20 protein-coding genes are annotated in these 19,900 nt (G+C 71.8%); 6 read left to right on the top strand and 14 right to left on the bottom strand.

Going from position 1 to position 19,900, the window contains the following annotated elements:
- Positions 1 to 312: 312 nt before the first annotated feature.
- Genes BLA60_RS24120 through BLA60_RS24090 form a run of 7 tightly spaced genes read right to left on the bottom strand, consistent with a single transcriptional unit; the run spans position 313 to position 8,329 of the window.
- Positions 313 to 1,569 carry a bifunctional cobalt-precorrin-7 (C(5))-methyltransferase/cobalt-precorrin-6B (C(15))-methyltransferase gene (locus tag BLA60_RS24120; protein ID WP_075135230.1) on the bottom strand — a complete coding sequence of 419 codons (1,257 nt, stop codon included), beginning with the start codon at positions 1,567 to 1,569 and terminating at the stop codon, positions 313 to 315.
- A 59-nt stretch (positions 1,570 to 1,628) separates the two neighbouring features.
- Positions 1,629 to 2,909, bottom strand: coding sequence for an ABC transporter substrate-binding protein (locus BLA60_RS24115; protein ID WP_075135229.1), 1,281 nt, complete (start codon positions 2,907 to 2,909; stop codon positions 1,629 to 1,631).
- 18 nt (positions 2,910 to 2,927) lie between these two features.
- Positions 2,928 to 4,034: a branched-chain amino acid ABC transporter permease gene (locus tag BLA60_RS24110; protein WP_075135228.1), complete on the bottom strand. Its 1,107-nt coding sequence runs from the start codon at positions 4,032 to 4,034 to the stop codon at positions 2,928 to 2,930.
- Positions 4,034 to 4,930, bottom strand: coding sequence for a branched-chain amino acid ABC transporter permease (locus BLA60_RS24105; protein WP_075135227.1), 897 nt, complete (start codon positions 4,928 to 4,930; stop codon positions 4,034 to 4,036). Before BLA60_RS24105 ends, BLA60_RS24110 begins: the two co-directional genes overlap by 1 nt.
- On the bottom strand, positions 4,927 to 6,753 hold the full coding sequence (locus tag BLA60_RS24100) for an AMP-dependent synthetase/ligase (RefSeq protein ID WP_084735216.1): 1,827 nt from the start codon (positions 6,751 to 6,753) through the stop codon (positions 4,927 to 4,929). The genes BLA60_RS24105 and BLA60_RS24100 overlap by 4 nt, the downstream gene beginning before the upstream one ends.
- The gene (locus tag BLA60_RS24095) at positions 6,750 to 7,526 is read right to left on the bottom strand and encodes an ABC transporter ATP-binding protein (RefSeq protein WP_075135226.1); all 777 of its coding nucleotides are present in this window, start codon (positions 7,524 to 7,526) and stop codon (positions 6,750 to 6,752) included. Before BLA60_RS24095 ends, BLA60_RS24100 begins: the two co-directional genes overlap by 4 nt.
- Positions 7,514 to 8,329, bottom strand: a complete 816-nt coding sequence (locus tag BLA60_RS24090) for an ABC transporter ATP-binding protein (RefSeq protein ID WP_245812117.1) — start codon at positions 8,327 to 8,329, stop codon at positions 7,514 to 7,516. The genes BLA60_RS24095 and BLA60_RS24090 overlap by 13 nt, the downstream gene beginning before the upstream one ends.
- A 136-nt stretch (positions 8,330 to 8,465) precedes the next feature.
- On the opposite strand from BLA60_RS24090, the gene BLA60_RS24085 reads away from it, so the two are divergent.
- Entirely contained in the window at positions 8,466 to 9,671 is a 1,206-nt protein-coding gene (locus BLA60_RS24085) for an 8-amino-7-oxononanoate synthase (RefSeq protein ID WP_075135225.1), read from the top strand.
- On the opposite strand, the gene BLA60_RS24080 is transcribed toward BLA60_RS24085, so the two are convergent.
- The 3 genes from BLA60_RS24080 to BLA60_RS24070 all read right to left on the bottom strand — a co-directional run bounded on the left by BLA60_RS24080 (position 9,634) and on the right by BLA60_RS24070 (position 11,605).
- The gene (locus BLA60_RS24080) at positions 9,634 to 10,086 is read right to left on the bottom strand and encodes a GNAT family N-acetyltransferase (RefSeq protein WP_075135224.1); all 453 of its coding nucleotides are present in this window, start codon (positions 10,084 to 10,086) and stop codon (positions 9,634 to 9,636) included. The genes BLA60_RS24085 and BLA60_RS24080 overlap by 38 nt on opposite strands.
- 12 nt (positions 10,087 to 10,098) lie before the next feature.
- The gene (locus BLA60_RS24075; RefSeq protein ID WP_075135223.1) at positions 10,099 to 10,872 is read right to left on the bottom strand and encodes a S1 family peptidase; all 774 of its coding nucleotides are present in this window, start codon (positions 10,870 to 10,872) and stop codon (positions 10,099 to 10,101) included.
- 103 nt (positions 10,873 to 10,975) lie between these two features.
- Positions 10,976 to 11,605, bottom strand: coding sequence for a TetR/AcrR family transcriptional regulator C-terminal domain-containing protein (locus BLA60_RS24070; RefSeq protein WP_075135222.1), 630 nt, complete (start codon positions 11,603 to 11,605; stop codon positions 10,976 to 10,978).
- A 68-nt stretch (positions 11,606 to 11,673) separates the two neighbouring features.
- On the opposite strand from BLA60_RS24070, the gene BLA60_RS24065 reads away from it, so the two are divergent.
- Together BLA60_RS24065 and BLA60_RS24060 are read left to right on the top strand one after the other, a co-directional pair.
- Entirely contained in the window at positions 11,674 to 12,195 is a 522-nt protein-coding gene (locus BLA60_RS24065) for a peroxiredoxin-like family protein (protein WP_075135221.1), read from the top strand.
- Positions 12,192 to 12,785 carry a YHS domain-containing protein gene (locus tag BLA60_RS24060; protein ID WP_075135220.1) on the top strand — a complete coding sequence of 198 codons (594 nt, stop codon included), beginning with the start codon at positions 12,192 to 12,194 and terminating at the stop codon, positions 12,783 to 12,785. The genes BLA60_RS24065 and BLA60_RS24060 overlap by 4 nt, the downstream gene beginning before the upstream one ends.
- On the opposite strand, the gene BLA60_RS24055 is transcribed toward BLA60_RS24060, so the two are convergent.
- A complete protein-coding gene (locus tag BLA60_RS24055) occupies positions 12,782 to 13,855 on the bottom strand; it encodes a M48 family metallopeptidase (protein ID WP_245812115.1) in 1,074 nt (357 codons plus the stop codon). The two genes, BLA60_RS24060 and BLA60_RS24055, sit on opposite strands and share 4 nt — an antisense overlap.
- A 114-nt stretch (positions 13,856 to 13,969) precedes the next feature.
- Here BLA60_RS24055 and BLA60_RS24050 point away from each other — a divergent pair, with 114 nt between their 5' ends.
- Complete coding sequence (locus BLA60_RS24050; protein WP_075135219.1) at positions 13,970 to 14,506, top strand: YbhB/YbcL family Raf kinase inhibitor-like protein; 537 nt, start codon at positions 13,970 to 13,972, stop codon at positions 14,504 to 14,506.
- 44 nt (positions 14,507 to 14,550) lie between these two features.
- Positions 14,551 to 15,939 carry a mycothione reductase gene (locus BLA60_RS24045; RefSeq protein ID WP_075135218.1) on the top strand — a complete coding sequence of 463 codons (1,389 nt, stop codon included), beginning with the start codon at positions 14,551 to 14,553 and terminating at the stop codon, positions 15,937 to 15,939.
- On the opposite strand, the gene BLA60_RS24040 is transcribed toward BLA60_RS24045, so the two are convergent.
- Together BLA60_RS24040 and BLA60_RS43540 are read right to left on the bottom strand one after the other, a co-directional pair.
- On the bottom strand, positions 15,890 to 17,455 hold the full coding sequence (locus BLA60_RS24040; protein WP_075135277.1) for a cobyric acid synthase: 1,566 nt from the start codon (positions 17,453 to 17,455) through the stop codon (positions 15,890 to 15,892). The genes BLA60_RS24045 and BLA60_RS24040 overlap by 50 nt on opposite strands.
- A 475-nt stretch (positions 17,456 to 17,930) precedes the next feature.
- Positions 17,931 to 18,077 carry a hypothetical protein gene (locus BLA60_RS43540; RefSeq protein WP_154814544.1) on the bottom strand — a complete coding sequence of 49 codons (147 nt, stop codon included), beginning with the start codon at positions 18,075 to 18,077 and terminating at the stop codon, positions 17,931 to 17,933.
- Positions 18,078 to 18,339: 262 nt separating this feature from the next.
- On the opposite strand from BLA60_RS43540, the gene BLA60_RS24035 reads away from it, so the two are divergent.
- Positions 18,340 to 19,053, top strand: coding sequence for an alpha/beta fold hydrolase (locus BLA60_RS24035; RefSeq protein ID WP_075135276.1), 714 nt, complete (start codon positions 18,340 to 18,342; stop codon positions 19,051 to 19,053).
- Here BLA60_RS24035 and map read toward each other — a convergent pair.
- Positions 19,040 to 19,897: a type I methionyl aminopeptidase gene (map, locus tag BLA60_RS24030; protein ID WP_075135217.1), complete on the bottom strand. Its 858-nt coding sequence runs from the start codon at positions 19,895 to 19,897 to the stop codon at positions 19,040 to 19,042. The two genes, BLA60_RS24035 and map, sit on opposite strands and share 14 nt — an antisense overlap.
- Positions 19,898 to 19,900: the final 3 nt, after the last annotated feature.

Below are 19,900 nucleotides of genomic sequence, written 5' to 3'. Positions count from 1 at the left end.
CCGACATTCCGACCGACGCGAGAACCGACGCGAGAACCGCTGTGGCAACCCCGACCAGGCGGCGTAGGCGCCTTGCCTCAGCCATAGTCTCTTCTCCCTTGTTCGCTCCCGCGAGCGCGAGTCCTCACGGGTTGACTCATGGCTACAAGGCGCTCACCACTAGCCACAACGCCCGTTCGTAGTAGTCCGATCGGGGTAGTTGCGTCGGTTTTCGCGCTACGACCAGGGCAAACACGAACGTGAACGACCATCAGACGATCGGCTGAACTTCACCACCAACAGCCTGTGACGGTCAGGAACAACCGGGTCGGTTCAGCGGCGGGTTCCCCACAGCAGCAGGGTCGAGGCGGCCTGTTCGATGCCGGCCGATCCCCTGGCGAGGCCCTCGATCGGCGCGGCGAACAGCAGCCGTCCATCAACGGTGTAGCCGGCGTCGGCGAGCACGTCGCGGGCCGGGCCGATGCCGCCGAAGTCGCGGACCTCGACGACGATCCGGTGCGCGCCGGCGCCCGCGCAGGCCGCCAGCACGTCGGGTCTGGTGGTGGCCACGAACACCGCGTCCGGCCGGGGCAGCCCCGCCAGCGACTCGGGGGCCTGGCCGTCCACCAGGCGCACGTCCACGCCGTAGCGCTTGGCGTTGGCCATGATCCGCACGCACAGGCCGGGGTCGTGCTCGACGGCGATCACCGCCGCGCCCAGTCGGGCGGCCTCCACCCCCAGCGCGCCGGAGCCGGCGGCGACGTCCCACACCAGTGTTCCCGGGCGGGGCGCGAGCCTGGCCAGGGCCAGCGCGCGCAGCTCGGGTTGGCTGCCGAAGCCCTCGCGGTGGGTGAACTCGTCCTGGGGCAGCGCCCAGCCGTTGGCCGGTGGCACCGGTTCGCCGCCGGCGAGCCAGCCGGCGGTGCCGACCTGGTCGAGGTCCGCGAGGCAGAGCACGACGGCCGGTTCGCCCCAGGTGCGGGCGGTGGCCTCGGCCGGGTCGACGATCGAGAGCCGTTCGGCCGGCCCGCCGGGGTCCTCGACGACGACCAGCGTGCGGCGCCAGCCGACCAGTTCGGTGCCGAGTTCGGCCGGGCCGGCGCCGGGCGCGGTGTAGACGCACACCGCGGGCCGGGCGCGGCACAGGTTGACCGCGCGGCGTAGGCCGCCGTCGCCGGCGTTGACGACGGTGACGTCGTCCCACGGCCGCTGGATCATGGCGGCGACCCGCTGCAGGTAGGACACCGACGGCCAGCACACGGTCGGCAGGCGGTGGCCACGCAGCGCGCGCAGCACGCCGAAGTAGCCGGGGTCGCCGGCGACCAGCACGACGACCGGTTCGTCGGCCTCGACGGCGGCGGCGAGCTCGGCGAGCGTGGGGTCGGGGATCACGTCGGGCGTGGTCAGTTCGATGGTGCGCGGCTGGTCGTGGATCGCCGCGCTGCCGCCGCCGGCGGCTCGTGCGGTGGCCGACCAGCGCTGGAGCGCCGGGCGGCTGCCGACGACGAGCCTGGCGGCGGCGATGGCGGATTCCACCCCTGGCGGGAGGTTGTGCCCGTTCACGCCGACCACGGTCACGGTTGCCGTCATGCGACCAATTCGACCATGCCCGAAAGGATCGGTGGGGGAAAATTTCCAAGTAATCAGTATCAGAGATCGGCCTTCTTGAACTCGTACTGCCGGGCCGCCTCCGACTCCAGCAGGTAGGCCACCGTGGCCAGGCCGAACGGCTTGCTCGGGTCGACCCGGAAGATGGTCGTCGACCTGGGCGGATTCCGCTCGGCGGCCGGCCCGTAGCGGTAGTCGCCGGTGAGACCGTCGAAACCGACCGTACCGAGCTGGCGGGAAGCCTCCAGGATCCCGTCGCGGGACAGGTCACCCAGCTCGACCGCCTTCTCCAGCACCTCGGTCATCGCCCGGCCCTGGTTGTAGCCGAACGCGAAGTAGTAGTCCGGCGGCTCGTCGGGCGCGTGCGCCTCCAGGTCGGCGACCATCCGCTTCATGCCGGGCACCGACTCGTCGCCCCACTCCGTGCCCTCGGCCACGATCAGCACCGACTGCTGGAGGTAGGGCGCGATCGCCGACTGCGCCAGCGCCCCGGTGTAGCTGGGCGACTGGCCGAACCACTGCGGCGCGAACCGGGCCTGGGCGGCGGTCCCCCAGATCCGCGCGGCGTCCGACGGGGTCGCCACCAGGAACACGACCTGACAGCCCGCGCCGGCCAGCGCGCCGATCTGCCCGGCGTAGTTCTCCGTACCCACCTTGAACTTCTGCGTGTTGGTGACCGAGAACCCGTACTTGTCGGCGGCGAAGTCGATGCCCTGCTGGCCGGCCTCGCCGTACACGTCGTCCTGGATCATCGTGCAGATCCGGTCGCTGGTGGACCCGCCGCCGTCGGCGAACCAGTAGTCCATCGCGTTGATCGCCTGCACCTGGTACGGCGCGCCGACCGGCAGCAGGTTCTCCTCCCGCACCCACAACGCGTCCAGCGACGCCGGCGCCGCCAGGATCCGGTCGGTGCGCAGTTGGGGCAGCACGGCCAGCGTCGGCGCGGTCCCCAGGACCTGGGTGAACGCCACCACGTCACCCTTGATCTTGTTGTACCGCTGCACGGCGACGTCCGGCTGGTACTGGGTGTCCTCCTGCACCAGCTCCACCGGGTACCTGCCGGCGACGCCGCCCTGGGCGTTGAGCGCCTCGAACCACACCTCGTTGCCGGCGGTCAGCGGCTGGCCGATCACCGCGACCGTCCCGGACAGCGGGGTCAGCACACCGAGCTTGATGGTCGTGCCGTCGAAGCCGGTGGTGGGCACCGGCTCCCCCGCCTGGCCGCCGCCCCCGTCGTCGTCCTGCCCCGCGCCGCCGCAGGCGCTCACCACCAACACCAGGCCGGTGAACCCGGCCGCCAGCCCCCGCCACCTCGTCCGCATGTCGACGCCTCCAAGCGTTCAGTAGGAGAAGGGCCAGGTCCTGAAGTAGGCCCTGACCCGGAACCAGATGCCGGCCAGCCCCCGGGGTTCGAAGACCAGGAACACCACGATCAGCAGCCCGAAGATGGCCTGGTTGAGCGCGAACACGCTGATGAACCCGTCACCGCCGGCCGAGTCGGCCACCCCGGGGATGTACTCGGAGTACTCCTCGATCAGCGCCGGCAGCGCGCCGACGAACACCGCGCCCAGGATCGAGCCGAACACCGTGCCCAGCCCACCGACGATGATGATCGCGATGTACTGGATCGACAGCAGCAGGGTCCACTCGTCCGGCGTGACGTGCTGCTGGTAGGCGCCGAACAGCGCGCCGGCCACCGCCGCGATCGCACTGGAGACCATGAACGCGCCGACCTTGTACCGGCCGGCGCGCACGCCGATCACCTCGGCGGCCTGGTCGTGGTCGCGGACCGCGCGCAACGCGCGGCCGGGCCGGGTGCGCGCGATGTTCTTGGCCAGCAACGCGATCACCGCCACCAGCACCCACACCAGCCAGAACCAGCCCTGGTTGCGCGAGTAGCTCTCCCCCGCCAGTTCCAGCGCGCCGAGGTCGACCGGGCCGATGGTGGCCTGGGCGAGGACCGAGGTGCCGTTGTTGCCGCCGGTGACCTCGCGCAGGTTGCGCCACAGGTGCTCGCCGATGAACACCAGCCCGAGGGTGATGATCGCCAGGTAGTGCCCGCGCAGCCGCAGCGCGAACGGCCCGATCAGGCCGCCGAGCACCGCACCGACCAGCGCCGAGACCAGCAGCCACAGCGGCAGCGGCAACCCGGCCCGGCCGCCGGCCAGTGCCGCGCAGTAGGCGCCGGCGCCGATGAAGAACGCGTGCCCGAGCGAGATCTGTCCGCAGTAGCCGGTCAGCAGGTTCAGCCCGATCGCGCCGATCGCGGTGATCCCGGAGTAGATCAGCACCGACAGCCAGAAGTCGTCCTGGACCACGGTCGGCAGCACGAGCAGGGTGACCAGCATCAGCCCGAGTCCGGTGCGCGCCAACGGGGTACCGAACAACCGGAGGTCCTGGGAGTAGTCCAGGACGAGGTTGCGGTGCGGTTTCACGGCCCGTGCCATCAGATCCGCCTCACGTCCTTGGTTCCCAGCAGCCCGTAGGGCCGGATCAGCAGGATGACGATCATCAGGACGTAGGGCACGATCACCGACACGTTCGAGCCGGCCCAGGAGAACAGCTGGTCCTGGTAGCCCCGGGTGAGCGCCTCGGCCAGGCCGATGATCAGGCCGCCGAGCACCGCGCCGGACGGGGAGTCCAGCCCGCCGAGGATCATCGCCGGGAACGCGGCCAGCGCGATGAAGCTGATCGACGGCGACAGCCCGCCCGGCCCGGCGGCCAGCGTGATCCCGGCGAGCGCGGCCAGCGCGGCGGCGATCGCCCAGGACACCGCGTACACCCGGCGCGCGCTGATCCCCTGCGCCAGCGCGGCCTCCGGGTCGAACGCGGTGGCCCGCATGGCCAGGCCGAAGGCGGTGTACCGGAAGAACAGGAAGAAGCCGACGACGACCACGGCGGTCAGCCCGATCGTCCACAGGTCCCGTACGCCGAGCACCAGCCCGCCGATCTCGACGGTCCGGATGTTCCACGGGTTGGGGACGTTGAGGGTGTGGAAGCCCCAGATCGCGGTGATCAGCGGCTCGATGACGAACAGCAGCCCGATGGTGATCATGATCACCGCGAACGGCGGCTGGCCGACCATTCGCCGCAGTACCAACCGTTCCACGCTGGCGCCGGCGACCGCGGCGGCCAGGCAGGCCAGCACGACCGCGACGCCGAAGGCCAGGGCGAGGTCGCCGGCGAAGGTGTAGCCGAGGTAGGCGCCAAGGGCCAGCAGGCCGCCCTGAGCGAAGTTGATCACCCCGGTGGACTTGAAGATCACCACGAAGCCCAGGGCCACCAGGGCGTAGGTCGACCCGAGCGCCAGCCCGGCGAACACGTTGGTGAGCAGGGCGTTCATCGGTACATCGCCTCGATCTCGGTGGCGAAGCGCCGCGCGACGGCCGCGCGTCTGACCTTCTGGGTGGCGGTCAGGTCACCGTCCTCGTGGTCGAGCTCCCTGGTCAGCAGCGTGCAGCGCCGGACCTGCTCGACGGCCGCCAGCTGGGCGTTGGCGGCGCGGACGACCTCGTCGATGAGCGCGACCACCTCCGGCTTGGCGGACAGGTCGGCGTAGGTGGTGTAGGCCAGGCCCCGGCGGGCGGCCCAGTCGCCGACGGTGTCCAGCTCGATGCCGACCAGGGCGCTCAGGTAGCGGCGCCGGTCGCCGACCACCACCGCCTCCCGCACGAACGGCGAGACCTTCAGCAGGTTCTCGATCTCCGACGGGGACACGTTCTTGCCGCCGGCGGTGATGATGATGTCCTTCTTGCGGTCGGTGATCCGCAGGTACCCGTCCGCGTCCAGCTCGCCGACGTCGCCGGTGTGCAGCCAGCCGTCCGCGTCGACGGTCTCGGCACTGGCCGTGGGGTCGTCCAGGTAGCCGCCGAACACCCCGGCCGAGCGGGTGAGGATCTCGCCGTCGTCGGCGATGCGCACCTCGACGCCGGGCAGCGGCCGGCCGACGGTGCCCAGCCGGATGTCGCCCTCGGGGTTGAGCGTGCCCAACGCGGTGTTCTCGGTCTGCCCGTAGCCCTCGCGGACCGGGATCCCGATGGCCCACAGGAACTCCAGCACCTGCGGGGCGATCGGCGCGGCGCCGCTGATCGCCGCCCGCACCCGGACCATGCCCAGCTTCTCCCGCAGCGCGCGGAACACCAGCAGTTCGCACAGCAGGCCGACCAGCCGGTCGCCGGGACCGGCGCGCCCACGCATCCGCCGGGGCGCGATCCGCCGGCCCTGACGCAGGCACCCCCGGTAGAGCAGACGTTTGAGCCGGGACGCGTCGGCCATCCGGATCTCGACGCCGGCCAGCATCTTCTCCCACACCCGGGGCACGCCGAGGAACAACGTCGGCTGCACGTCACGCAGGTCCTGGGGGAACGACGCTCCGCCCTCACCGAAGTTGACCACCAGGCCGGCCCACACGGCGTCGATGACCGAGATCAGCCGCTCGGCGACGTGGCACAGCGGCAGGTAGCTGAGCACCTCGTCGCCCGGGACCGCGCCGAGCTGGACGAACGAGCGGCCGGCGGCGGCCAGGTTGGCGTGCGAGATCATCGCGCCCTTGGGCGGCCCGGTGGTGCCCGAGGTGTAGACGAGCACGGCCGTCGCGTCCGGGTCGAGCGCGGCGACCGACCGGGCGAAGGCCGGCACCGCGTCCGGGGTGGCGCCCCGGGCCTCCAGATCGGCGAAGGTCAGCACGCCGGGCAGCGCCGTCAGGTCCAGCCCGCGCGGGTCCATCACCACCAGGTGGCGCAGCAGCGGCAGGTCGGCCCGCACGGCCAGCGCCTTGTCCAGCTGCTCCTCGTCCTCGGCGATCAGCACCTCGGCCCGCGAGTGCGCCAGCAGGTAGGACACCTCGGCGGCCGGCGAGGTCGGGTACACCCCGACACCGCACGCGCCGAGGCCCTGCGCGGCGAGGTCGGCGATCACCCACTCCGGCCGGTTGCCCGCGTGGATCGCCACCCGCGAACCGGGCCCCACGCCCAGGGTGCGCAGGCCGGCGGCGACCGTGGCGACCCGCTCGGCGTAGCCGGCCCAGGTCCACTGCCGCCAGCGCCCCCGGTGCTTGTCCCGCAGCGCCACCCGCCCCGGCGTGGCGGCGGCGTGCTCGAGCAGCCGCGCCGGCAGGGTCGCGGCGTCGGTCAGCTGGTCGGCGGCGGACGGATCGGTCAGCGTCACACGCCACCCCCGAGGTAGGCCTCGATCACCTTCGGGTCGCGCTGGATGTCGGCCGGGGTGCCGGTGGCGACCGGCACGCCGAAGTCCAGCGCCAGCACCCGGTCGGCCAGGTCCATCACCAGTCGCATGTCGTGCTCGACGAGGATCATCGCCACGCCCAGCTCGCGGCGGACCTCCACCAGGTACCGCGCCAGGTCCTCGGTCTCCTCGACGTTCATCCCGGCGACCGGCTCGTCGAGCAGCAGCAGTGTCGGCGCCATCGCCAGCGCCCGGCCGAGCTCGGCGCGCTTGGCCACGCCGTAGGGCAGCAGGCCGGCCAGCGTGTGCCGGTAGGGCTCCAACTCCAGCAGCTCGACGATCTCCTCGACGGCCGCGCGGTGGGTGATCTCCTCGCGCTTGGCTCGGCCCCACCAGACCATCCCGGCCAGCATCCCGGTGCGCATCAGGTGGTGGCGGCCCAGCATCAGGTTCTCCACCAGCGTCAGCTGCTCGAACAGGCCGAGGTTCTGGAACGTGCGGGCCACCCCCAGCCCGGCGATCGCGGCCGGTGAGCGGCCGTCGATCCGCTCCCCGGCCAGGGTGATCGTGCCGCGCTGGGGGCGGTAGACCCCGTTGAGGCAGTTGAGGATCGAGGTCTTGCCGGCGCCGTTGGGGCCGATCACCGCGAACAGTTCGCCCCGGGCGACCTCGAAGCCGACCCCATCGAGCGCGGTCACCCCGCCGAAACGCAGGCTCAGGTCCGCCACCGCCAGCAGCGGGCTCACGCGCTCCATCGCTTCTTCCTCCGGTAGCTCTTGACCTGCGCGAACGAGCGCCGCCCACCCTCGGTGGACCCCAGGTAGAACTCGCGGATGTCCTCGTCGACCAGCAGGTCGGCCGCCGGGCCGTCGCGCACGACCTTGCCGACCTCCAGCACGTAGCCGTGGTGCGCGATCGACAGCGCCATCACCGCGTTCTGCTCGACCAGCAGCACGCTGGTGCCCTGCTGGTTGATCCGCTCGACGATGTCGCGGACCTGCTCGACCAGCCGGGGCGCGAGACCCAGTGAGGGCTCGTCGAGCAGCAGCAGCCTCGGGCTGGCCATCAGCGCGCGGCCGATGGCCAGCATCTGCTGCTCGCCGCCCGACAGGTAGCCGGCGGTGGACCGCCGCCGGGAGGCCAGGGCCGGGAACAGGTCCAACACCCTGGTCAGCGACTCGCGGTACTCGGCGCGCGGGCGGCTGTGCGCGCCGGCCCGCAGGTTCTCCTCGACGGTCATCTCGGCGAAGACCCGCCGACCCTCCATGACCTGCGCGACGCCCCCGCGCACCACCCGCGCCGGGTCGGCCCCGGTGACGTCGGTGCCGTCGAGGGTGACCGAGCCCTTGACGATCCGGCCCCGGTGGGCGATCAGCAGGCCGGTGACCGCGCGCAGCAGCGTGGTCTTGCCGGCGCCGTTGGCCCCGAGCAGCGCGACGACCGCGCCCGCCGGCACCTCCAGGGACAGCCCGCGCAGGACCAGGACGACGTCGTCGTAGACGACCTCCAGGTTGGCCACCGCCAGGACCGGCGGTGAGGTTGGCACGTTCGTCGGCACGGCCGCTCCGCGATGAGCCCCTGACCCCGAACCATCCCCGACCCTGTGCACGTGACGTCGATCACGTCCGGAACGGACGGTAACGGCTCTCGGCGAAATCGGGCAAGGATCATGCCGAACCGTTACCGGCGGCGCGATGTGCCAGCCTCGAGCCGGGACCGATCGGCGCAATGTCAGACTCGTGCCCGTGACCTCGGTTTTCGACTGGCTGGACACCCGCGCCGACGAGCGGCGGCGGGCCGGCCTGACCCGCACGCTGCGCCCCCGCCGCCCCGACTCCGACCTGCTCGACCTGGCGGGCAACGACTACCTCGGCCTGTCCCGGGACAAGCGGGTGGCCGGGGCGGCGGCCGCGGCGACCCTGCGCTGGGGCGCGGGCGCGACCGGCTCGCGGCTGGTCACCGGCACCATCGAGGCGCACACCGAGTTGGAGCACGAGCTGGCCTCGTTCTGCGGGACGCAGGCGGCGCTGGTGTTCTCCTCCGGGTTCACCGCCAACCTGGGCGCGGTCACCGCGCTGTCCGGCAAGGGCAGCGCGATCGTCACCGACGCCTACCTGCACGCCTCGCTGATCGACGGCTGCCGGCTGTCCCGCGCCGACGTCGCGGTCGTCGCGCACGGCGACCCTTCGGCGGCGGCGCACGCGCTGCGCACCCGGCGCACCGAGCGCGCGCTGATGGTCACCGACTCGGTGTTCTCCGTCGACGGCGACCTGGCGGCGCTGCCCGCGCTGCACGCGGCGTGCCGGGAGACCAGGGCCGCGTTGGTGGTCGACGACGCCCACGGCCTCGGTGTGCTGGGTGAGGGCGGGCGGGGCGCGGTGGCCGACGCCGGCCTGATCGGCGAGCCGGACGTGGTGACCACGGTGACCCTGTCCAAGGCGCTGGGCGCCCAGGGCGGGGCGGTGCTCGGGCCCCGGCGGGTGATCAAGCACCTGGTCGACTCGGCCCGCAGCTTCATCTTCGACACCGGTCTGGCGCCGGCGAGCACGGCCGCCGCGCTGACCGCGCTGAACATCCTGCGCGACGAGCCGGACCTGCCGGGCCGGGTGCGGGGCAACGCGCTGGCCCTGTCCCAGCGGCTGCGCGCGGCCGGGCTGCGGGCGACCGAGCCGGCCGCGGCGGTGGTGTCGGTGCTCGCGCCGACGCCGGAGGCGGCGCTGCGCTGGGCGGAGGACTGCCGGTCGGCCGGGGTGTGGGTGGGCTGTTTCCGTCCGCCGTCGGTGCCCGACGGGGTGTCCCGGCTGCGGCTGACCGCCCGCGCCGACCTGACCGAGGGCGAGGTCGACCGGGCGGTCGAGGTGATCACCCGCTGCGCTCCACCGCGCGCCGGCGCATCGTGATGTGCTCGATGCCGTCCTCGTCGGCGTAGGGCTCGCCCTCGGTGGTGAAGCCGAAGCGGGCGTAGAAGTCGGTGGCGTAGGTCTGCGCGTCGAGCACGGCCGGGTCGTCGCCGATGCGGTCCATGGCGGCGGTCATCACCCGCGCGCCGAGGCCGGTTCCCCGGGTGGCCCGGGTGGTGCAGACCCGGCCGATCCGCCACCCGCCGTCCGGTTCACGCAGCAGGCGCAGGTAGGCCTGCGGCTCGCCGGACGACGGGTACCAGATGTGTTCGGTGTCGGGCAGCAGGTCGCGCCCGTCCAGCTCGGGGTAGGGCGCCTGCTGCTCGACCACGAACACCCGCGTACGCAGGGTGAGCAGGGCATACAGTTCGGCGGCGGTCAGTTCGTCGCCCCCGGCGAAACGCAGATCGGTCACCCCTGCTGGATATCAGATCTGGGCGGCGAGTTCATCCGCATAGGCGGCGACGCGGGTGTAGACGCCCGGCCGGTTGGGTTCGGCGCAGCCCTCGCCCCAGGAGGTGACGCCGACGAGCACGCCGCTGACGGTCAGCGGTCCGCCGGAGTCGCCCTGGCAGGTGTCGATGCCGCCCTGGGGCAGCCCGGCGCAGACCATCGACGCCGGCAGGAACGACGGGTAGGCCTGCTGGCAGCTGGTGTCGGCGACCAGCGGCACGCTCGCCCTGCGCAGCTGGGGGGACACGGCGCCGTCGGCGGCGGTGCGGCCCCAGCCGAGGATCACGCCGACCACGCCCGGCCTGTACAGCGGGGTGTCGTCGGGGGTGGCGAGCGGGGCGGTGTCGTAGGGCATGGGGGTGGCCAGCGTGAGTACCGAGATGTCCGCGCCGGAGCGGATGTCGGTGAAGCCGGGGTGCACCCAGATGCCGCGCACCGGGGAGACGGTGCCCTCGACGCTGTCCTTGTCCTCCCGTCCGCCGACCACGAGGATCTCCGAGGCGGCCTTGCCGGCGGAGCAGTGCGCGGCGGTGACCACCTTGTCCTGGCTGACCAGCGTGCCGCCGCAGTACTGGAATCCGTCCTGTGTGGACAGATAGACGGTGTACCCGTAGTCCTCGATGTTGGCCAGTGATCCGCCGACGATCCGTTCCTCGGCACCAGCCTGGGCCACTCCTGCGGCGACCGCGCCGGTGGCGGCCACGACCGCGGCCAGCAACAGCCGCGCGAACCGGGAGGTTACTCCCATGTCCAACTCCTCATGATGGTCGACAGTGCGCCGCCAAGAGTTTCGCGCGGGCGTCCGCACGAGCAAGTTGACCATGTCGCCCGATGTGGTGAAAACCGTTGCGCTATTTGGGTTCTTCGACGCCCGAGCGTTCCAGGCCGACCAGGACGGCGGCCAGTCCGTCGTGGAACTCCTCCTCCGGGGACAGTTCCCTGGCCTGCCTCGCGGTCGCCGCCAGTACCGGGAAGTCCTTTATGGACAGTTGGGCCATGGCGGCGGTACCGGCACCGGCGAGCGGGCCGTAGTACTCGTTCTGCAACGCCCCGAACACGAAGGCGACGAGCGTGCGCTGGGCGACGACCCGCCGCCGGCCGGTGAACCCGGCCTCGGTCAGCACCCCGAGCGTCGCCTCGATCCAGCGCAGCGCCGCCGGCGAGGTGTGCCGGTGGCGCAGCAGCAGCGGCACCACACCCCGGTGCGCGCAGCTGGCCGCCCGCAGCCGCCCGGCCAGCACCGTGAGCCGCTCGCGCCAGCCCGCGTCCGGCACCGACAGGTCCAGGTCCGCCACGACGTGGTCGATGACCAGCACCTCCAGCTCGTCGCGGTCGGCGACGTAGCGGTACAGCGACATCGTCGCCACGCCGAGCTCCCTGGCGGCGGTGCGCATGGTGAGCGCGTCCAGGCCGTCGCGGTCGATCACCGCGAGCGCGGCGGCGGCGATTCCCTGCCTGGTCAGCGAGCGTGGTCGGGGCACGAGTTGACAGCGTACAAGGTACGCGCTAAACCGTAGATGTACGTTGTACACCTACGCGGGAGGACCCGTTGCGCACACTCACCGCCATCGACGGCACCCCGGTGCCGTTACCCGATCCGGACCGCCTCGTACACCTGCAGTTCCGCCGGTTCGCCGGCTGCCCGATCTGCAACCTGCACCTGCGCTCGATCGTCGCCCGGCACGACCAGATCGAGGCCGCCGGCCTCCGCGAGGTCGTCGTGTTCCACTCCCCGACCGAGGAACTGCTGGTCCACGCCGGCGACCTGCCGTTCGCGGTGATCGCCGACCCGCGGCGGCACCTCTACCGCGAGTACGGCGTCGAGTCCGCGCCCCGCTCGCTGCTGCACCCCGGGGCCTGGCCGGGCATGGTGCGCGGAAGCATCGCCCTGCTGCGCCGGGGCGACCGGCCACCGCCGCTGCGCGTCGCCGGCGGCCGGCTCGGCCTGCCCGGCGACTTCCTGATCGCCCCCGACGGCACCCACCTCGCCAGCAAGCTCGGGGTGCACGCCAACGACCAGTGGTCGGTCGACGAACTGCTCAGCCTGGTACCCAAGGAGGTCCACCCATGATGACCGTCGAGGTGTTCACCAACCGCGCCCTGCCACACAAGCACGAACTCGCCGAGCGGCTGCTGCACGATCTCGTCGGCGAGGGCGGCGCACCCGACTCGGTGGTCGCCAACGCCCGTGAACTCACCCACGTCCTCGTGCACGATCCGGTCACCTGGGCGACCGGCGGGTCGGACGGCACCCGCTACCTCGTCCGGCTCACCATCCCCGGCTCGTGGAGCAGCAACAAGTTCGGCGAGTACGCCGTCCCGAGGATCAGCGAGATCATCGCGTCCTTCGAGGACGACCCCGAGCGCCTGAGCCGGGAGCCGCACTGCGTCGTGCACGTCGTCGACCTGCGCGAACACAACCTCGGCACACTCGGCCGCGTGACGACCGGCAGTGATGTCACCAGGATGATCACCGACGAGTACCGCTCCTCCGGCCAGCGGGACGAGGCACCGGAGGGAAGCGTCATCGACCCGGTGTGTGGCATGACGATCGAGCTGGCGAAGGCGCCGTTCACCCTGACCCACGACGGCCGGACCTACGGCTTCTGCGCCTCCGTGTGCCGCAAGGTGTTCGCCGAGGACCGGGGGATCACGGTCTAGTTCCGGTCGTTCCCCTCGTTGTCGGTGTCCGAAGTGGACCCTCCGCCGCCGAACCGGTTGAACACCTTGCCGGCCGCGCCAGAGACGGCCTCGCCGACGTCGCTGAGGACCTTGGTCAGCGGGTCGGTCGAGTTCGACCAGGAGTCCTTGTAGGAGCGTCCGGCCGACTTGATGTCGTCCATCATCGAGCTGGACGGGGCGTCGTCGTCGCGGCGCAGGTAGTCCCCGGCGAGGATCGCCCGGTACTCCTCCGAGGCCGCCCAGCGCTGCAACTGCGCGGCCCGGACCACGGAGAACGGGTGACTCATGTTCTCCACCGTCAACAGCTTGAGGATGCTGTCGCGGATGTCGTCGACCTCCTCGTACTCCTTGGCCTGCGCCATGAACTCGGGGATGTCGATGTCGTCCATGCTGGTGCCGCCGGCCATGTACACGTGCTGGCGCAACGCCGCCGCCGGGTCCTGCCCGCAGAGCAGGCCCGCGCGGTCGGCGGTCAGCTCCGCCTTGCGGTACCACTCCAGCAGCGCGGCGATCACCGCGCGCAGCCCCAGCGCGCCGATCGGCATCCAGGACACGGTGGCCTGCAGGCGAAGCAGCCGCATCAGCAGCGTGCGCAGGACGTTGTGCCCGGACAGGATGTGCCCGGTCTCGTGGCCGATCACCACCCGCAGGCTGTCCCGGTCCATGGCCTCGACCAGCCCGGTGGTCAGCACGATGAACGGCTTGTCGATGCCGATCGCGTAGGCGTTGGCGATCGGGCTGCGCGCCACGAACAGGTCCGGCGTGGTGTCCAGGTCGAGGGTCTCGGCGCAGTCCACCCGCATCCGGTTGATCCTCGGGTACTGGTTGTCGCTGACCCGGATCGACGAGGCCACCGCGAACAACCGCTCGGCGCGTTCGTTCCACATGCCGGCCACCGCCTTGAGCACCGAGGTCACCCCCGGCACCGCCCGTAAGGTCGCCATCGCTCCCCGGTCGGCCGGGTGTTCGTAGGCCCTCGGGCTGATCCCCGGGAACCGCACCCTGGTCGTGGGCTCCAACTCGTCGGCCCGCGCGTCTTCGTCGCTCACTGACACCACTCCCTCGGTCACGGCCAGGGTAGGCCGGATCCGGACCCGGCGGGGCCGATGCGGGCAGACTAGGGTGAACGGCGCTCACCAAAAGATCACCACCGGGAGACGACGATGAGCCTGGAGCGTCCCGTTTCGCCTGACCCCTACACGTTGCTGCCGGCCGTCGGCGAGTTCGCCGTGACCTCCACCGACGTGACCGACGGGCAGCAGCTGCCGATGAGCGCGGTGCACCACAGCGCCGGCGGCCAGAACCTCTCGCCGCAGCTGTCCTGGTCGGGTTTCCCCGCGGACACCAAGAGTTTCGTGGTCACCTGCTACGACCCGGACGCGCCGATCCCCGGCGGTTTCTGGCACTGGATCGCGGTGAACCTGCCCGCGTCGACCACCGAGCTGCCGGCCGGCGCCGGGGCCGGCGACGACAGCCTGCCCGGCGACGCCTTCCACGTGCGCAGCGACTTCTCCACCCGCGACTACGGCGGCTCCGCTCCCCCGCAGGGCGACCAGGTGCACCGGTACTACTTCGTGGTGCACGCGGTCGACGTGGACGCGCTGGACGTCACGCCGGACGCGTCGGCCGCCGTGGTGAGCTTCAACCTGGCCTTCCACACCCTGGCCCGCGCGATCATCACGCCGACCTACCAGCACTGAGCCACCCGGGAATGCCCGCCGGTGGTGACGGGGTTGGAGGACGTGTGACGCACTTCGACCTGGTCATCATCGGCACCGGTTCCGGCAACTCGATCCTCGACAAGCGGTTCGCCGGCTGGCGGGTGGCGATCGTGGAGAAGGGCACGTTCGGCGGCGTGTGCCTCAACGTGGGCTGCATCCCGACGAAGATGTTCGTGCACACCGCCGACCTGGCGTCGACCCCGGCCTCGGCCGGCAAGCTGGGGGTCGACCTGGAGCTGCGGGACGTGCGCTGGGCCGAGGTGCGTGACCGGATCTTCGGCCGCATCGACCCGATCGCCCGGGGTGGCCGCGAGTACCGCCGCACGCACCGGGACAACGAGAACGTCACGGTCTTCGAGGGCACCGCCCGGTTCACCGGCCCGCGCGCGCTGCGCGTCGACCTGGCCGACGGGTCGACCGCCGACCTGACCGCCGACCGGGTGGTGATCGCCGCGGGCAGCCGCGCGGTCGTGCCCGACGAACTGGCCGACGCGCCCCACCACACCAGCGACACGGTGATGCGCCTGGACGAGCTGCCCCGGCGGATGACGATCGTGGGCACCGGTTTCGTGGCCGCCGAGTTCGCGCACGTGTTCTCGTCGTTCGGTGTGGACGTGACGATCCTGGGCCGCTCGGGGGCGATGCTGCGCCACGAGGACGCCGACATCAGCGCGCGGTTCACCGAGCTGGCCCGCGAGCGCTGGGACCTGCGGGCGTCGACGACCGCCACCGGCGCGCGGGCGGTCGACGGCGGGATCCGGGTGGACCTGACCGACGGCACGTCGCTGGAGACCGACCTGCTGCTGGTGGCCGTCGGCCGGGTGCCCAACTCGGACCTGCTGGACCTGCCGGCCGCCGGCGTCGAGGTGGACCCGACCGGTCACGTGGTCGTCGACGACACCCAGGCCACCACGGCGCGGGGCGTGTGGGCGCTGGGCGACGTCTCGTCGCACTACGAGCTCAAGCACGTCGCCAACCACGAGGCGCGGGTCGTGCAGCACAACCTGCTGCACCCCGACGAGCCGGTGACCGCCGACCACCGGTTCGTGCCGCACGCGGTGTTCAGCTCGCCGCAGGTCGCGTCGGTGGGGTTGACCGAGGAGCAGGCGCGGGCGGCCGGGGTCCGGTACGTGACCGGGACGCGGGACTACGCCGGCATCGCCTACGGCTGGGCGATGGAGGACACCACCGGGTTCGCGAAGGTGCTGGCCGACCCGGCGACCGGCCTGTTGTTGGGCGCACACATCATCGGCCCGCAGGCGGCGACGCTGATCCAGCCGCTGATCCAGGCGATGAGCTTCGGCCTGGACGCGCGGTCCATGGCGCGGGGCCAGTACTGGATCCACCCGTCGGTGCCGGAACTCATCGAGAACGCGCTGCTGGCCCTCCCCCTGGATCTTCCCCTGGACTGACCGTCAGTGTCGGCAGGCCTGCGGGCACGCCGTGGTCGATCAGGCTGGTGAGGGCGTCGGTGTCCAGGTGCTCGGCGACGAGGTCGCCGAGCAGGTCGAGCTGGGCCTGGCGGGTGGCGGTGGCGTCGGTGTCCTCGGCGGGCCGGAAGCGGTGGCGGCCGGCGTGGGCGGCGGCCCAGCGCAGCAGGGCGCGGCGGAACGGGTCGTTGTCGAGCAGCCCGTGCCAGTGGGTGGCGGCGACCGCGCCGGACAACGCGCCCTCGGGCCCGTCGGCGGTGTCGACCAGCGGCGGCACCGACCCCCGGCGGGTGACCTGCCCGTGGTGGATCTCGTACCCGGAGACAGGTTCACCGAACGCGGTTCCGCTGGGCCGGGCGAGGGTCTTGGCGGTCGCGAAGGTCACGGTGAGATCAAGCAGGCCGAGTCCGTGGACCTCACCAGCGCCCGACTCGACGCCGTCGACGATCGTGCCCGCCAGCATCTGGTAGCCGCCACAGATCGCCAGCAGGGGCCGGCCGGCGCGAACGTGGCTGGTGATCGCGTCGGCCAGCCCCTGGGAGCGCAGCCAGCGCAGGTCGTCAACGGTGGCCTTGGTGCCCGGTAGGACGACCAGGTCCGCGTCGGCCAACCGTGACGGTTCGGTCACGAACCGCACCGACACCCCCGGCTCGCAGGCCAGGGCCTCCACGTCGGTGGCGTTGGAGATCCGGGGCAACCGCACGACCGCGACCCGCAGCCACTGCTCCCCCACCGGCGGCGCGGGACGGCCGATGACACCGTCGGCGGTGTAGGACAGCGAGTCCTCGGCCTCCAGCCACAGGTCGGGGTGCCAGGGCAGGACGCCGAGCACCGGGCGCCCGGTCAGTTCGGTCAGCCTGGTCAGTCCGGGGGCGAGCAGCGCGGGGTCGCCCCGGAACTTGTTGATCGCGAACGCCGCGAGGTGCGCCTGGTCAGCCGGGTCGAGGATCGCCAGCGTGCCGAACAGGTGGGCCAGCACGCCGCCCCGGTCGATGTCGCCGACGACCAGCACCGGCAGACCCGCCGCCCGGGCAAGCCCGAGGTTGGCGATGTCCCCCGCCCGCAGGTTGATCTCCGCCGGGGAGCCGGCCCCCTCACACACCACGACGTCGAACTCCGCCCGCAGCTCGTCCAATGTGGACAGTACGACGTCGGCCAGCGCGGCCCGCCGGTCGCGGTAGGACAGTGCGCCGACCTGCCCCGCCGGCCGGCCGAGGACCACCACCTGAGAGCTGTTGTCCGCCCCAGGTTTGAGCAGGACGGGGTTGAACCGCACACTGGGCTCCAACCCACACGCGGCGGCCTGCATCGCCTGCGCGCGCCCGATCTCGCCGCCATCGGGCGTCACCGCCGAGTTGTTGGACATGTTCTGCGCCTTGAACGGCGCCACCCGCACCCCCTGGCGCGCCAGCCACCGACACACCCCAGCGACCACCACACTCTTACCGGCATCCGACGACGTACCGGCGACCAGCAATCCTCCACGCACGCCCACCATCATCGCGGCCACACCGCCACCCCCAACCACGCCCCCAGTTATCCACAACCACGACCAACACCCCCTCCCCCACCCCCTTCTCCCCGATAGACTGGCCAAGGGACGCCCCCCGTGGTGGGTGGGGGTCTACCTACCTGTTGGGTGGGGTTGGTTTGTTGGGGTTGTGGGGTGTTTGAGGGGTCGGGGTGGTGGGTTCGCCCGGGGGTCTGGGTGGTGGGTTTTGTGCGGGGTGGGGTTGGGGTTGTCGGCGGATTGTCCGGGCGGCCACTCACGCCTCAAGAGGCCCTGACATGGGCTGGGGTCTGGGTTCGTGTTCACCTGTGGGCCTCTTGACCCGTGAGCCTCCGCCGCCCTGAAGCAGGGCTCAAGGGGCAGGGCTGGCGCCCTGCCCCACCGTGGCCCGCCGACAACCCCAACGCCCTCACCGCTCCCAGCACGCCAGGCCACGGCCGCGCCGAGGATGTTGCGGTCGTGATCAGCGGCCCCGGTTCGCCGGCTGTGGCCGCGCCGGGTTGTTGTGGTCGTGATCGGCGGTCCCGGCACGCCGGGCCAACACCGCGCCGACCTCTGTTGCCGCCGCGATCAACGGTTGCCGTTCGCCAAGCCACAGCAGCACCGACATTCGTTGTCGCCGTGAACAGCGGCCCCGGGTCGCCAGGCCAAAGCGCCGACTTCTGTGCTGGCGTACCCGGCACCCGGTTGGCAGTCCTCAGCGTGACCGCCCCAGTCGATCGGATGTCGCGGGGATCGGAGATGATGGCACGGCAGGCGCGAGCTCGCACTGGATCATGGGACGGCGACGATCACATGATCAACCAGAGGTCGTGCCCGCCCTCACACAGGTGATCGACTTTGACGGCGCCCTGCCGAGGAGGGTGGGGGACGTGGACCCCGTATCGCCGCTCACCGCGGTTCTGGTGCACAGCCCGTTTCTGGGGCCGGCGAGCCTGCGTCCGTTGGCCGACGCGCTGGCCGCGCACGGGCATCCGGCGGTGTTGTTGGACCTGCGGCCCAGTGTGGTCGCGCCGCCGGTGCACCAGGTGCTGCTCGGCGCGTTCGCCGACGCGATGAGCGAGGAGGAGTTGGCCGGCGAGGTGGTGCTGATCGGGCACAGCGGCGCCGGCCCGCTGTTGCCGGCGTTCGCCGACGCGTTGGAGGACACGGTCACCGGGCTGGTGTTCGTGGACGCCGGGCTGCCGACCCCGGGCCGGAGTTGGCGGGACAACGCGCCGCCGGAGTTGTACGGGCAGCTCAAGGGCATGGCGCGGGAGGGGCAGCTGCCGCGTTGGCAGCGCTGGTTCGACGCGGATCCGCTGACCGAACTGGTCGCCGACGAACAGTTGCGTTCGGAGATCGCCGACGAGGCTCCCGAGGTGCCGGTGGCGTTTCTCAAGGAGCCCCGCCCGGACGTCGCGTGGACCGGGCCCGCCGGCTATGTCGCGTTGTCCGCGCCCTACGCCGCCGACGCCGAGGCGGCGACGGCGCGTGGCTGGCCGGTCCGGGTGTTGGACTCGACCCACCTCGCGCCGGCCGCCGACCCGGAGCCGGTGGCGCGGGCCGTGCTGGAGGTGCTCGGCGAGCTGCTCACGGCAGGGTGAGGATCTCCGCGCCGTCGTCGTTGACGACCATGGTGTGCTCGAACTGCGCGGTCCAGCTCTTGTCCTTGGTGGTGACCGTCCAGCCGTCGGACCACATGTCGTAGTCGATGCCGCCGAGGGTGATCATCGGCTCGATGGTGAACGTCATGCCCTTCTCGATCACGGTGTCCACCGACGGCTCCTCGTAGTGCAGGATGACCAGCCCGCTGTGGAACGAGCGGGCGATCCCGTGCCCGGTGAAGTCGCGGACGACGCCGTAGTCGAAGCGCTTGGCGTAGGACTCGATCACGCGGCCGATGACGTTGAGGGCGCGCCCCGGCCGGACGGCCTTGATCGCCCGCATGGTCGCCTCGTGCGTGCGTTCCACGAGCAGCCGGACCTCGTCGCGGACGTCCCCCGCGAGGAACGTCGCGTTGGTGTCGCCGTGGACACCGCCGAGGTAGGCGGTGACATCGATGTTGACGATGTCGCCGTCCTCGATCACCGTCGAATCCGGAATCCCGTGACAAATCACCTCATTGAGGGACGTGCAACACGATTTGGGGAATCCCCGGTAACCGAGGGTCGACGGATAGGCCCCGTGGTCGAGGAGGAACTCGTGCACCACGGCATCGATGTCATCGGTCAGCGCGCCCGGTTTGACGGCTTTGCCGCCTTCCTGGAGGGCTTGCGCGGCGATCCGCCCGGCGACCCTCATGGCCTCGATGGTCTCGTCGGTCTGCACCCAGGGCTCGGTGTTGCGCTTGGGCGCTGGCTTGTCGACGTACTCCGGCCGCACGATGACGGACGGAACGGCCCGGCGTGGGGTCTGGACGCCGGGCTGCAACGGTGCACGAACTGGCATGGG

The organism is Actinophytocola xinjiangensis, assembly GCF_001921215.1.
GTDB lineage: Bacteria > Actinomycetota > Actinomycetes > Mycobacteriales > Pseudonocardiaceae > Actinophytocola > Actinophytocola xinjiangensis.
This window is presented reverse-complemented; position numbering and strand designations above follow the sequence as displayed.